Below are 14,438 nucleotides of genomic sequence, written 5' to 3' on the forward strand. Positions count from 1 at the left end.
TCCCAGAGACCGAGAGTCGGAGAACCCATCGCACCACCATTACAACAAGTCGATTGACCATAGGCCATTCTTGATCCCTCTGAGCCATCGAACGGAAATGGGAGTGGATTAATCCCTATCGGGTCTGGTAAAGGGGGAACACCGCCGGAGCAGTCCGACGCACACTCCTTCCCCAAACAACCAGTCAAAGTCTTTTGCTCGCAACGAATGTACCAATTGCATGGATCGCCTGAGAATAAGCACTTATTGCACCCAGGGTCAACGGCGACGGACCAACATGGACTTGATCCTGAATATCTATCCTGGAAGTGATCGAACAGACACTTATTGATGCAATCGAAGCACTTTCTTCCCGACGCATCCGTCCCCCACCCGCGGTCAATAGCTAATCTGCACATTATCCATGAGACCCGGCAGAAGCATCTGAGCGCATCGTTCGATGGATCTTTCAATGACTCGTCACAGTACTTTCGCGTTCGATGCCGACAAGGACGCGGATCGACATCCAGACCACGGCGATCAGTATGAGTGACCGGGGAAGAAAGACAATATGCATAGGCACCCCCCATGGGCCAGTACGCATCCACGGTCATCCACCTTCCATCCTCAGGATCCTCGACTCTGGCCCTCATGTAGATGCTGCCATCGACTTGTTCGCGGCATCCCAGCGTCCCGACGAACTTGTACTTGGTCGGAGTCGAGCCGCTGCTGGTCCTGGTCTCGCCATACGGCCAGTAGGTGAAGGAGTCGGTCTTGGTGAGGCCGCTGTAGAGCGCCACGGTGCTGCCCAGGGCGTCCGATGAGTAGATCTTGCGCGTCCCCGAGCGCTTCTCGGCCACGATCTGGCCGTTGATATTCGTGTAGCGAACGCTCATTGCCATCTCAGACTTCTCCCAACATGTCGTCGCCGTCCCAGATCAAGGTGACCATGGGCTTCTCTGGTTCGTGCTCGGTCCTCCTCAGACCATCACCAGCATAAGTGTAGCTCGCCAAGGTCTGGGAACCCGGGTCCGGATGAATCGCCACGACCTTCAAGCGGTTGGCGGGGTCGTAAGTGTTCGTGGTGGTTTGACCGGTCGCAGCTTTCTCATTTGTCCACAGCTCTACGGTCTTGTTGCCGTTGTCGTCGTATTCGTACGAATAGTTCGCGTTACCTTGGACCATCGTGACCAACCGATCCGCCGCATCGTAGGTGTAGGACCTGGGACTCGATCCCTCCTGGTGTTTGACCAAGATGTTGTCGGTGTCGTCGTAGACGAACGTAGCGGCCGCTCCCGAGAGTTGCTGGGCCGTCAAACGATCGCCATCGTCGTAGACGAAGGTCGCTGGCGAGCCGTTCTCGTTCCTCAGCGTTCGGTTGCCGACAGCGTCATACCCGTAGGTAAGCGTTGCCAGCACGCCAAGCAAGTTGGCATCGACCTGCGTAGTCGACCTACCAACGGAATCGTAAGCGAACTTGCGCGTGATCGAGGAATCGATCATGGTCGTCAACCTGCTGTCAGCATCGTACTGCTGCGTCGTAACGATTCCATCCGGGTCTTTAGCACTGGAAGTACGGTTGAGCTCATCGTAGGTGTAGGTGAAGGTCCCGCCGTCGGGATCGACCAGAACCGTCCGGTTGCCGACCGCATCGTACGCATAGGCTTGAACCAGAGATCCGGGGTCGGTCTTGCCCGTCATCCGGCCCGCATCGTCGTAGGCGTAGCTGGTGGCTCCCGCCCAGTCCGTCATCGTCGTGCGCCGACCAACCGCATCATAGGCGAGACTGACGGCGGTGCCGTCGGCGTACTGGGTGACGCTTAGCCGGTTGACGTCGTCGTAGCTCATCGTCATGACCTGGCCCTTGGCATCGATCGTGGTGACGTTGCGGCCGGCGGCGTCGTAGCTGTAGCTCGTGCTCTTGCCAATCTGGTTGGTGATGCTCTTCTGGCGTCCCGCCTCGTCGTAGGTCGTCGTAATCAGCCCGCCTCTTGCATCCTCGATCACGGTCTGCTGGCCCGCCAGATCGTAGGTGTAGCTGGTGCGCCGTCCGAGCGGATCGACGCTGGCGATCATCCGGTTCGAATCCGCCGCGTAGACGCTGGTGTGGACCCGCCCGAGCGCGTCGGTGGTTTCGGTGCGACCACCCGCATCGTTGTACGTGTAGCTGGTGCGGTTCCCAAGGGCATCGACGTTTGCGCTCACCTGGCCCGCCAGATCGTAGACGGTCGAGCTGACGAACCCCATCGGCGTCTGGACGGCCGTCTGTCGCTTCATCGAATCGTAGGTGTAGCTGGTGCGGCCACCCAAGGCGTCCACGCTGGCGATGGCGTCCCGGGCGTTGTAAACCGTACTCGAGATGTTGCCCCGCGCGTCCTCGACGGTCTCGGGCCGACCCGAACCGTCGTAGCTGTAGCTGGTGCGATTGCCCAACTCGTCGACGTTGGCGATCTTCTGCTTGGCCGCGTTGTAGACGATCTGGCGGCTCTTGCCAAGCGCGTTGGTCATCGTCGTCAGATAACTCATGTCGTCGTAGAGGAAGGAGCTGACGTTGCCCAAGGCGTCCGTCACGGTCGCCTGCTTGGCCCAGCGGTTGTAGGTGTAGCTCGTGCGGTGTCCCAGCGGATCGATGACCGCCTGCATCAGGCAGGTGTCGTAGAGGTAGCTCGTCGTCTGGCCTAAGGGGTTGGTGACGGCGATCAGATTGTCGCCATCGTCATAGGCATAGCTGGTTTTGCGGCCCAACGGATCGGTCGAGGTGATGCGCCGGTTGAGCGAGTCGAAGGTGTTGGTCTGCACGCCTCCGTCGGAGAAGATCGTGCTGGCGACGTTGCCTCTCGAGTCGTAGGCATGGCTGGTCCGAAGGCCCCGCGCATCCACCGAGGCCGTCATCTGGCCGTCGCCGTCGTAGACCCAACTCGACACCCGCCCCAGCGGATCGGTCGCCCGGATCCGATTGTTCGAACCGTCGTAGCCGAACGTGGCGACGCCGCCGTCTGGATACTGCAGGGTCGTCAGATTCGAGGAGGCGTCGTACTGGTAGCTGGTGCGGTTGCCCAGCGGGTCGTCCGATGCCGTCAACAGGTTGCGGTCGTTGAACGCCATACTGAAAAGCGTGCCCGAGGGAACGGTGCCCTTGACCCGGCGCCTTTTGTTGTCGTAGGCGTAGGAGATGGTGAAGCCTTCGGGACGCTGCTCGCGGGTGATGTTGCCGTTGTCGTCGAGCAGGTAGGTGGTTTTGGCACCCGATGGATCGGTCTTGACCGAGCCGCTGATCCCCACCGAATCGCCGTAGCCGTAGGATGTGACTCCGGTCCCGGCGGCCAGGGAGACCACACGCTGCTGAGTGTCGTACATGTACGTGGATCGGTAGCCCCGGGGATCCTCAATGGCGTGGAGCATCGTCGTGGAGGCACCAGCCAGCGAGTAGACGTACTTCGTGGTGCAGCCAAGCGGCGTCGTCAGCGTGGTCAAGTAACGCTCGGAGTCGTACTGGAGCGTCCATCGGCGGCCGGTCCAATCCTCCACCGCGTTCAAAAGAGAAGTCGGCCCGCCAGGCGCGTAAATGAAGCTGGCCACGTCGCCGCCGGGCGTCTCGATGGTCTTGAGGACGCCCAGTTCGTCGCCCGTGCCGTAGCTGTAAGTCAAAGCCAAGCCCGCAGGCGTCGTCACCTTGGTCAGCTGGTGACGCGTCGAGCCGGACCCCTTGATCTCGTAATCCATCTGGCCGCCGCCCGGCAGATACTCGGTGAATTTTCCAGACCCCGTGTCGTAAGCCAAGGTCGAGCCGGAGTACATCATGGAATCGGCCGCGTAGGTCGTGATCCCGCCCGAGGTGCCCACCGGCGTGTAGTAGTACAACTTGCCATCGCCGCGCACGATCACCGCCGCATCCGAGGGGTCGGTGATCTTGTTGACGTAGGCGTTGACGCTGGCCGTGCGCCCTTTGCCGAACATCTCGTCGGCGCTCGAGCGGCTGTTGTAGAAGAACTCGATTCGCAAAGCCCCACTCTTGATCTTCAGAGCAATCTCGGGATCGACCACCAACTCCCCGCTCGAGGGATCTGGCACCGGCTGGTACGGATGACGCCAGAGGGGATCGGGGGAGTCTCCAGGTCGGAGGGCTCCTGGGGGGAGAACGGGACTCTCGGGCAATTGGTACGTGTAATCCATGGCAGATTCAAATCAAAGGGTCGGGCACTCGGGCACGGGGACTGGGAACGGCCAGGTGACGTAGTCGGACTGGCTCGGCACGTAGGGATCGCAAGCATCGGGAATCGGGCTGAAGCCCTCTGACGAACAGTAGCTCGATCCGCCGCCGGCCCCACCCATCGTTTTCACCAAGTCGTCGTAGCCGTTGACCACATGGAACCCTCCCCAATCAGGGCGCCCCAAACAATGCGCTCCAAAACAACCACCTAACATTCGTCTTCCTCCAACGCGCTCCGCAGGGCCCCGATCGCCCTGTCAGCGCACTCGCCTTTTCCGTCGGGAAGCCCCCCAAGGAGCAGCTCCAGATCGCGGGGCTCGAGCAGCCGGGCCACCTCGAGCGTCTTGCCCCGAAGCACCTCCGCAAGGACGCTCGCGCATCCTACGGCCGCGGGGCAGCCGTAGGTCTCGTAACCGGTCCGGGCGATGGTCACGCCCTCGACCGCCAGCCACAGCCGGACATAAGGACCGTCGCCGGGAATCCCAAACTGTCCGTAGTGCGTCGCACCCTCGACCGGCCCCGCGTTGCGCGGGTTGTAGAAGTGATCGAGAACGGCAGGACTGAACATCGCTACAGTTTGCTACGACAGAAGTATACAACAGATTACCCGGCAGTTGTCCCGGTATTTTGAGAGTCTCCCTCGGAAAGTGTCTGGAGGTACTCCTCGGTCTGCTTGTGGCCCGGATTGAGAACGAGCGCGCGCTCAAGAAGGGCACGGGCGGCAACCACGTTTCCCTTTTGCAGATGATGCACGCCGAGCATGAAAGTCCCTTCTGCGCAGCCGACGGAGGTCAGAGCTTCGAAGTGCGGCACCGCCTCGGCGAGCTGCTCGCGGGCCACCAACCGCCTGGCCAACACGAGCCGAACGGCCAGCGAGCTGGGATTCCGGTGGAGCTCCGATCTTAAAGCATGAAGATCGTTGTCGTATCCGCCGATCGCTCCGGCATGGATTGCAAGCATCTCGGCCCACATCTCGCCCCCGCCAGTCGCAGTACCGACATGACCGAGCATCTGGTTCGAGGTTGCATAATCGCCCCGCTTGATCGCCGCGTCGAACAGAATCCGCGCGCTGGACAAGTGCTGCGGGGCCAGTTCCAGGGCAGTGGCGAAATGCTCCCTCGCGCCGTTGTAATCGCCGGATTCCAGGCACAGAACGCCAAGGTTGTGCCAAGTCCTGTAACCTTGGATCCCAACATCGATCGAGGTCAAGTGCCCCTCGACGCTTGCAGTGAGGGCCTTGCGGTACTGTTCCTTGGCCTCTTCGACCCGCCCAAGCGAAGTGAGGATTAGTCCCATCTGGAAGTGGAGTTCGGGATCCGGCCCAACCGCCTCGAGCCCCTTCGAGAACATCTGGAACGCCTCGCACTTTCGCCCAAGCTCCCTAAGCGAGATGCCGGCCAATGAATAAGCCTTGCGCAAGATGGACTCTCCGTCGACACACCTTGCGATGCAGCGCTTGAGCCAACGCACGGCTTTCGCATGGTGCGCCTGGTAATGGTGGGTCATACCGATGTTGAAGAGAACAAACGGGTGGTTCGGATTCTCCGAAAAGTCCAGGCGCAGAAGCGTCCAATCTCGCTCGCGCTTCTTTGCCTGTCCGGCCTCGGACGTGTCGTAGCCCGAATGCAACACGTAGGCCGGGCAGCGCTCGACCTGACCGCCATGATTGCGGATGCTGCGCAGGATCTGTTCGTGAATTCGAAACTCGAACGCCGCACCCTCGAAGCGCCTGAAGAGCTTGACATGATCCACCCTGGTCCCAGCGGCCGGACCGCTGTCCACGAACTGGACCGGGACGATAAACCCGGCTACCCCGGGGGCTGCACTAAGAGCTGTGTCGATCAGCGCTTCGCCCGAACTCCATGGCAGCGTGTCGTCGGCATCCATCCAGAAGATCCACTTGCCCGTGGCATGCCGAAGGCTCTCGTTGCGGGCTTCGGAGAAGCTTTCGGTCCAAGGGAACTCGTGAAGCTGGGCTCCGTGTTCCAGGGCGATTTCCATGGTCCTGTCCGTCGAGCCCGTGTCCACCACGACGATTTGGGAGAAGAAAGGCCTGGCACTCTTAAGGCAATCGCCCAGTACCCGCTCCTCATCCTTGACGATCATGCAAAGACTGATATTGGCCTCTCGGGCCCGCAATCCGATGCCCTCAAGAACTTTGTCGGGGTGCCGCGACTCTTTGAACATGATGCGCTCCGAAGCGAGCCCCGACAGATGGGAGGCGTAGCCTATCTCAATGTCTTGAGCCCACTTGGCTCTGAATTTCTGTTCGTTGCGGGCAAGGAGCGCCGCCACATCCCCACCTGAAGCCGTCAGCGTGCTCGAGCCTTCGTGGTGCACGTAACTCCTGGCAGCGACGACAAGCCTGTAGCCTGCACGACGAAGGCGGTAGCACAGGTCGTTGTCCTCGAACGTGCCAAGCCCGAACGACTCGTCGAACTGGCCGACCTCGTCGAACGCGTGTTTGCGAACCGCCAAGCACAATCCGACCAGCATATCGGTCTCAAAATCCTGGGCCGGGCGGGCGGCGAAGTCGATCGCAAACCCTTCGACCTGCTCCAAAGATTCGTAATTGGAGTTGGTCTGCTGGAAGTGTCCGCAGCGGTTCGACATGGCCCCAGTGGCAGCGATCGTTCCCCTGCCTAGTAAAGGTCGCACGAGCTCGATGAGGCCGGCTCTTGTCAAAACGGCATCGTCGTTGAGAAACAGAACGATTTCACCCTTGGCCTTGGCCGTGCCTTTATTGCACGCCGCAGCGAAACCGCCGCGCTGCGCGCTGCGCAGACACTGGAATGGTTCACGCTTGGGCACGCGAAGGCCGGGACAAGGACCGTCTTGGACGACGATGATCTCGCCAAGCAAATCCTTGCAAGCTTCCAAGGAGTCGAGGCATTCCGCGAAAACGGGCGACTGACCACAGGTCGGGATGATCACCGAGATGGCCGGCCACGTATCTGGCTCCAGTCGATGCGGAGTTCGCCTCGCCTCGACAAAATTAGCCAGTTCTGGGGATGCCAGGGGCTTTGGCACGGGTATCCGCACCGCGGATCCGTAGGCCGCTGGATGCGTCGGATGGAGATTCTCAAGCAGGCGATCCCGGTCCCACGCAAGCCAGATGCCTTCCCACCAGTTGGGGACGAGCTCGCCCCGATGGCTCCAAGTGGAGATCTTTCGGGCAATCCTCGCATCCGAGCCGACATAGGATAGATGGTGGATGATCCCGTATTCGCCGTTGAGTTGGAGCGTGCGAGGAGCGTCGTAGTGTCGCAATGCCACATGCGTGGCGCATCCCACCTTGAGGAGGATGAGCGGTTTGAAGCGCTCTCGGGGACGGATCACGTATTCGGGGGACTTCCAATAAGTGTCCCACTCCACATGAACAGCATCGGCAAGATCCCCATCGGCGAGCAGAACAAGGGACCGCAACAGGTTTGGCTCGATGATCTCGTCGCCGTCTGGAATGAGGGCGTGGGAGTACTTGTTGTCGCTGAGCCACGCAAGGGCTGCGCGGCGGTGGTCGTCTTCGGATCTCCAGTCTCCCACTATGACGGTCCCACCTGCTGCCTCGACAATGGCTGCCGCCCCCTGCCAGTCCCCCGCCTCGCCGTGCCAGGGCACGCGGCTGACGATTCCAATGAGGTTCGCGCCCTCTGGCACAAACGACTCGATCGAGGCCGCGAGAAAGTCCGTGTCGTCGTGAAGGCAGTACACAACGGCGATCTTTGTCTTAGGGCGGGATGCCATGAACTGAAGGATACGACATCTTGCGTGCACATCCTTCTACAAATCACTCGGGTTCATCGGAGAACCCGAGCGACTCCCGCGTCGGCAAGATCTCGATACCCCACAGCTCAGAAGACGAGGGCACGTTGCCCGCGCCGTAGAACCGCATGAGCTTCTGGTGCATCGCGAGCGAGCTCTGGTTCAGCAGTTGCTGAACCCGCTTTGGCGGCAAAGACTTGAAGCTCGTGCCGGACCGGTGCTCAACGTAGACGTCTCGGGCGATGGCGAGGCGGTATCCGTTCATAGTAAGCCGCCAAGACAGATCGAGATCGTCGCTTCCCAAGAACAGGGCCTCGTCCAGGAGGCCAACCTTGTCGAGAACAGATCTTCGAAGAAGCAGGCAAAACCCGATGAGAAGTTTCGTGAGCATGGTGCGGCCAGCCATCTCAACCTGAAGTCGTATCCGCAACTCATCGTGCGAAAGGCCCGATCGAGCATCCTGGGGCAAGTGGAATCCCACGTACTGATCGCCCGCGCAGGCATTTGAAACGGGGCCAACCGCCCCGACCTGGGGATCTTCAAAGCGCACCGCAAGGCGCCTGAGCGTGCCGGGCCAAATCATGGCGTCGGGATTGAGAAGCAGCAGATGCTCGCTCTGAGACGCCCGAATGCCAACGTTCGCCCCAGCCGAGTAACCCAGATTGCGCTCGCTCTGGATCAACTGCACGGGCCTTCCCAATGCCAGCGCCCTGACCCGGGCCACGGTGTCGTCCGAGGACGCGTTGTCAACGATGATGATCTCTCCAATCGGGTCGCCGTGGTCGATGCACGCCTCGAGGCACTCCTCGATCGTTGCGGCTGAATTGAACGTCACGACAATCACAGAGCACGACGGAGAATACGTCATATGGGCATCAACACCAAACGAGCAATCATGGGCTGTTGGCATTATCCCTCGGTCACAGCCGGAGATGCGAAGGGCGTTCCGAGCCCCCAGCGGGATGATGGCTCGCAGGGAGCTAGAGTGCCCGACCCACATCCTGGACGCGGCGGTGTGAACGGCCGCTCGCGATCCTCGTCGTCGAGCCGGTGCAGTGAGAAACTATCCTATTTGCTTGAAACTGAGCTCCACTAGGCTACGATTAGTGGTGTATCCTCAATCCAGTGCGCATCAGTTTGTTTTGCCTTGACCCCGTGGTCGCCGATGGAATCGCCTGCCTGTTGTCTAGGCAGGAGTCCTTCACGGTCGTTTCCTGCTCCGGCCACCTCGCCGCGTTGTCCGCGATCTGCGAGGCTCAACAGCCCGACCTGCTCATATTCACGGAGGAGTTCGACGACCCCTCTAGCCGCAAGATGGTTCGCTCCTTCCGCGACAAGGTCAAAGTGTCGACGATGCTCCTTCATGCGCAATCGCGACAGGACGTCGGGCCCGATTACGAGTTCGACATCCATCAAAGCCGTTGGGCCGGACCGACTGCCCTTTTTGACGCTATTCGAGGGCTCGCCTCCGATGTCCCAGCCGGTGTCCCAACGGTCGCGCCGAATCCGGTGGATCCAGACATCGCCCATCAACTTCGCCGCCTCTCAACCCGCGAGAGGGAGACCGCGCATCTGATCAGCCAAGGAATGCCTAACAAGCAAATCGCCGAGAAACTCGGCCTCAGCGAACCGACCATCAAACTCTATGCGGGCCGGCTGTTGAGAGCATTCGAATGCAGAAACCGAGTCGAGTTGGCGCTCAAGCTCCGTTCGGGCGACCCGGTGCACACGCAAGAATCCTAGTCGGACATGAGCTCACGAGGGTTTGTTGTCGCAAGAAGACAACCGCCCCTGAATCATTTAGACCTCGATTCGGGGAGCCAAACCACACCTTCACGTTTGGCGTTCGACGATTGCATAGACTGGGAAGTGCCACATGCAACGTCTCTTCGTGTCGTCTTGGAGTCGTGCCTTGGCGAGCTGTTCTCCGACCCACCTTGGAACGTTGTAGCTGTCCCGGCAATTGCCATCGTGCAAACTGAGCTTGACTCAGACGGCTCTCCCAGTGCCAACTCCATTGCGCTTGTCAAGGCACTCTCTCGGAGTGCGCACTTCGGACAGGTCCTCCTCGACCCCGAGGCAACACACGCGTTCCGAGAACAACCCTCCCGCATGTACAGGGTGGAATCCCTTGGCGAACATATCATTTCGTTCGATCACCCGATCTTGGAGGTTTTCGCCGTCGTTCCTGCCAAGTCGAGAAGCATCTACCCGCCCATCCAGTCGCTCGGAGCCATCCGGCACAACTTCCCTGCCAGCCCCATGCCCTTCGTTGGGCGTATGGACCAGTGCTCCGAACTGATCGCTTCGGCTCGGGACAATCCGCTGACAACCCTCATCGGCCCTCCCGGTGTCGGTAAGAGTAGCCTGGCAAGAAGCGTCGCCATGCAGTGGTTGGACGAGGCCCAATCGGCTTACCTCGTCCGAATCCGGGAAGGCTCGACGCCCGAGTCGCTTCGCGCCGACCTAGTCAATTCCGTGGATCCTGAAGCATCTCCGTCCATCGCTCTCGAGCGGTTACTTGGGCCGGGCCGGACCTTGATTTTGCTCGACGGATGCGACCAGGCGCCGAGGGCTTCCGTCGAACTGATACGGGAGTTGGCTCGCTGCAACAACGCCGCAGTCCTCGTAACCGCTCGTTCGCCGCTTTGCTTGGAACACGAGGTCGTACACGAGGTGGGGCCGCTCTCTCTCCCTGAGGATTCTTCGGAGCGGTCCGCGCTCGAGTCGGAGGCTGTTCGGGCCTTCTTGATGACCTATGAGGGCTTCGAGTCTTCCAGCGACGATCTCCCGATTCACGACGTGGCGCGCATCGTCCAGATGGTCGATGGCAACCCGGCCATGATCGTGGCTTCCGCGATCCAGGTAGCGGCCTACGGGATCGATGCCGTCGAAAAGAACTTGCTGTTCAAGAGCGGCTCGAAGTCCCAAGCATCAAGTTTCTCTCGCGCGTTAGAGCAGACGTGGGGCACTCTCAGCGAATCCGCGGCGACCCTCCTTTCCAGGCTTTCGGTGCTTTGCCCAACGTGGAGAGCTTCGGCGGCGGTGGCCATAGGCGGGCTGTCCGCGACAGAGACACTGGATCTGGTTCGGCAGCTCTCGGATGCGCGTCTTGTCGAAATGATCTGGGAGACGAGCGACCATCTGCGATTTCTCATGCCCCCGGCAGTGATCGCATTTGCGGCGAGCAAACTCTCGCCTGCCGATCGACTGGACTGCGAGGCTCGCCACTTCGACCACTTCCTATCCTATGCCGAGGCAGCGTACTCGCCGGAGGAACCCGAACTCGAGATAAAGCGCCTCCAGCTCGAGTATCCGAACATACGACTCGCGCTGATGCGGGCGATTCAAGCGAGGTCCACGGTAGCAGCCCGTTTCCTTTCTCCTCTGAGCCGCTTTTGGCACCGCAAGAGGAGTCCGCTTGAAGCACTCACTCTGTGTATGGGTGCCTGCAATCTCATGAACAGAGATGATCCTTGGGCTGCCCCAGCCCTCAATGTCCTTGGAACCCACGAGAGTGCCTCAGGCTACGTCGAGAGGGCAAAGGAGAGTCATGAGAAGTCGTTCGAACTAGCAATGGGTCGTTCAGATCCTCTGACGGCTGGATTGGCGCAATCCAATCTCGTGGGAGTGCACAAACAGCTGGGAAACCTCGAGGGCTCCATTGAGGCGGGTGAACTCTCGGTCGAACTGCTGACTGAGGCGAATGACCCGGTTCGATTGGCCAATGCCCTCAACAATCACTCCGCGGTCCTCCACGAGATCGGGCGATTGGCGGAGGCTCAGGATTGTGCAAAGCGTGCCCTAGCCCTCGCCAGGAAGCTGAAGAATCCTTGGTTGGAAGCATACTGCCTCGGAAATCTGGGGGAGGTCGCATTCGACAGCGGAGATTCCCGCAATGCCCTGCACCTATTCTCCGAGGAGCTAAGAGTGGGACTCTCCGTGAAAGATATGCGCAGTGTCGCGCTTGCCGTCGAGGGGTTGGCACGGGTTGAAAAGTCATTCGGTGACCAAGCCCGGGTCAATTGGCTAAGCCGATTCGCTGAGGCAATCCGGGACTCCCACGAGCTCCATCTCTCACCAAGCGCAAGACGCCGTCTCGTCCAAGCTGATTCGGACGACGGTGCCCAATTCGGCGTCGAGTCCTTGGAGAGTCAATTCGACCAGCTATGCCAGTGGTATTTTTAGGAACGCATTCTGTATACTGCCTTATGTAGCGATCTGTTGTCAGGGCAGACCGCCGCTGGTAGAGGAATCGATTGTCGTGAGCGAGCAAATCATCCCGAATACGGTCGTCATTGATCCGAACGATCCCCAAGCCGGAGCCCAAGTGAGTGTCACCGTGACGCTTGACGCGACAGTCGACAAAGAGCAACCTGTAACGATCACGAGCGCTCCTACCGGCTACTTCTCTAGTATTCCCTCGTCTGTCACGGTCCTTGAGGGTCACAGCAGCGTTGCGTTCCAGGCGACATTGTCAACGGGAGCAAGCGGCACGGGCTCCGTCACTGCTTCATGCAATGGCGGCCAAGCGTCTGGTCAATGCACGGAAACGATACTGTAGCGCCCTCAACATTGCGGTGCACTTTTCGATCAGCACCGACAACCGCGTGCGCGCAACCGGCGCCAAACGCAAGACAGGGCCGGCCCAGGGCACCGCAGCCGCGCCGCGCGAAGGCGTGCGCAAGCGCACCTTCCCCGGTCTGCCCAGACTCTACGCCTCCGAGGGGGTGCCGCAGCCCAAAGCTCCCAAACCCGCCGAGCAGCGCGCCTTGGCGCAGATGAAGGTGGCTCGGTTTCGCCGAGGAGGTGCAGAAGGCCAGCGTCGTCAAACGGGCGTGCCAACAAGGAGAACCCAACGAAGCGCCAACCGCGTCCCAAGGGAAGGAGGATTCTCAAAGTGGCAATTGATTCGCGTGTGTCGATCGGTTGCCCTCCTCAGAGGTAGGTGAAGCTCGTCGTCACCGTGCCGATCAGCATCGTCACCAGCCGTCCGCCGCGCCGTGGGTGAACGACATCGGCGAAGAGCCTTCTTTAGCGGTTCAACTCATCCAGGAGCGATTGGTACCCTGGTGGTTTTCTTGCCCTTAGCACATCGATCACGTCACGCTTGACTTCCAGCGATGGAGATTGTGCAAGGATCTTTCTGAGAATTGGCACAACGCTCTGCTGTAACTCCGGCTCGGAGCTGATGAGCCTGATGAGTGAATCTAACACGTCTTCGTTCCCTTCGGGCAACAGGACCGTCTCCAGCTCAAGAACATTGCCACGCACAAATCTAAGCAGATGCGTCTTGACGCGAAGCCTCACTGCTGGATCTTCGTCTTGAACCAATGGCCGAAGCACGTCTCCGTTCTCCTTCGAGCTCTCAAACTTACTGAGAAGCCAGACGGCACCCAACCTAAGCTCTCGATCGGTCGATTTCAAATCGGCCAGAACGAATGGCCGCGCTGCAACCCAATCTCGCTGACCGAGCGCTTCTATGACCGTAAGTCGTTGCGGAAACTCCAGATGAACATCGCTTCGAAGGTAGAAGACCAGCTGATCGGTATCGATTTGTCGAAGTTCTGACAACGCACGCGTCACTGCCTCCTGTGTGGATGCACCTGGCTTGAGCGGTACAAGAGCCTCGCTTATCCGAGAATCGGAGGACTTGCAACTCACGCCAACTAGGCATCCAATCACAACTGCTGCAGCGAGGTACTTCATCATTCTCCGATGTCCCCAATGTACCGTTCGGAGTGTAATTTGATGAGGTTTGAACAGTGATTCTTACAATCGACCCAATCCCGTGAGCGTTTCGCGAACTTCTCATCCCAACAGCTGTAGCAGGCATCCCCACCATACGGGTGGGTACCGGGGTGGCCCCTTGCCCCACACTCTATAATGTCGTCCGCCGACATTGAGCGCCCATTAACTGCTCCGGGTTGGAGGCAAGGCTGCTCTCTCGCGGGCGGCCAAGGCCCAATCTGCGGGCCCGGCCCCGGCCTCGGTGCTATCTCGCCAACCTCATCAGGCGGGGGTCCAAACACGCCATCCCCTGGATGCCCCTTGCATTTCTCGTAGTACTCACGAGCTAACCGATCGCACTCCGCGTAGCACGCAATTGGATTTGAGTCAAAGCGACAGCGATTGCAGTAAGAATAGATATATTCGTTCCACACCTTTCTCTCCCATCCCACACACGAGATTGGAAAGGGCGGTCGCTCTCGGGGCGGTGGAATCATGCGAACAACTGGGGGCATCGCATTGAGCCCGGATGGATCGATCCAAGAGGTAGGATTCCCCCAAACGAGGCCATAGGCAGGCTCTCGTGGCCACAACGGATCCACCGTCATCCACCGGCCATCCTCAGGGTCCTCAACCCTTGCCCTCATATAGATGCCGCCATCGGCTTGTTCGCGGCATCCCAGCGTCCCGACGAACTTGTACTTGGTCGGAGTCGAGCCGCTGCTGGTCCTGGTCTCACCATACGGCCAGTAGGTGA

8 protein-coding genes are annotated in these 14,438 nt (G+C 59.9%); 2 read left to right on the forward strand and 6 right to left on the reverse strand.

Features of this window, described 5'->3' with window-relative positions:
- Positions 1-882 precede the first annotated feature (882 nt).
- From M9921_10155 to M9921_10175, 5 genes are all read right to left on the reverse strand, one after another.
- On the reverse strand, positions 883-4,050 hold the full coding sequence (locus tag M9921_10155; GenBank protein MCO5297207.1) for a hypothetical protein: 3,168 nt from the start codon (positions 4,048-4,050) through the stop codon (positions 883-885).
- A 114-nt stretch (positions 4,051-4,164) separates the two neighbouring features.
- Positions 4,165-4,344, reverse strand: a complete 180-nt coding sequence (locus M9921_10160) for a hypothetical protein (GenBank protein ID MCO5297208.1) — start codon at positions 4,342-4,344, stop codon at positions 4,165-4,167.
- 53 nt (positions 4,345-4,397) lie between these two features.
- Positions 4,398-4,757, reverse strand: a complete 360-nt coding sequence (locus M9921_10165) for an iron-sulfur cluster assembly scaffold protein (GenBank protein MCO5297209.1) — start codon at positions 4,755-4,757, stop codon at positions 4,398-4,400.
- A 35-nt stretch (positions 4,758-4,792) separates the two neighbouring features.
- Positions 4,793-7,807: a glycosyltransferase gene (locus M9921_10170; GenBank protein ID MCO5297210.1), complete on the reverse strand. Its 3,015-nt coding sequence runs from the start codon at positions 7,805-7,807 to the stop codon at positions 4,793-4,795.
- Positions 7,808-7,976: 169 nt separating this feature from the next.
- Positions 7,977-8,795 (reverse strand): glycosyltransferase family 2 protein, encoded by an 819-nt coding sequence (locus M9921_10175; GenBank protein MCO5297211.1) that lies wholly within the window; start codon positions 8,793-8,795, stop codon positions 7,977-7,979.
- A gap of 281 nt (positions 8,796-9,076) precedes the next feature.
- Between M9921_10175 and M9921_10180 the strand changes: the two genes are divergently transcribed.
- On the forward strand, positions 9,077-9,694 hold the full coding sequence (locus M9921_10180; protein ID MCO5297212.1) for a response regulator transcription factor: 618 nt from the start codon (positions 9,077-9,079) through the stop codon (positions 9,692-9,694).
- A gap of 96 nt (positions 9,695-9,790) precedes the next feature.
- Positions 9,791-12,139, forward strand: a complete 2,349-nt coding sequence (locus M9921_10185; protein MCO5297213.1) for a tetratricopeptide repeat protein — start codon at positions 9,791-9,793, stop codon at positions 12,137-12,139.
- An 846-nt stretch (positions 12,140-12,985) separates the two neighbouring features.
- Here the strand turns inward: M9921_10185 and M9921_10190 are convergent.
- Positions 12,986-13,660, reverse strand: coding sequence for a hypothetical protein (locus M9921_10190; GenBank protein MCO5297214.1), 675 nt, complete (start codon positions 13,658-13,660; stop codon positions 12,986-12,988).
- Positions 13,661-14,438 lie beyond the last annotated feature (778 nt).

It is taken from the genome of Fimbriimonadaceae bacterium, assembly GCA_023957775.1.
GTDB lineage: Bacteria > Armatimonadota > Fimbriimonadia > Fimbriimonadales > Fimbriimonadaceae > JAMLGR01.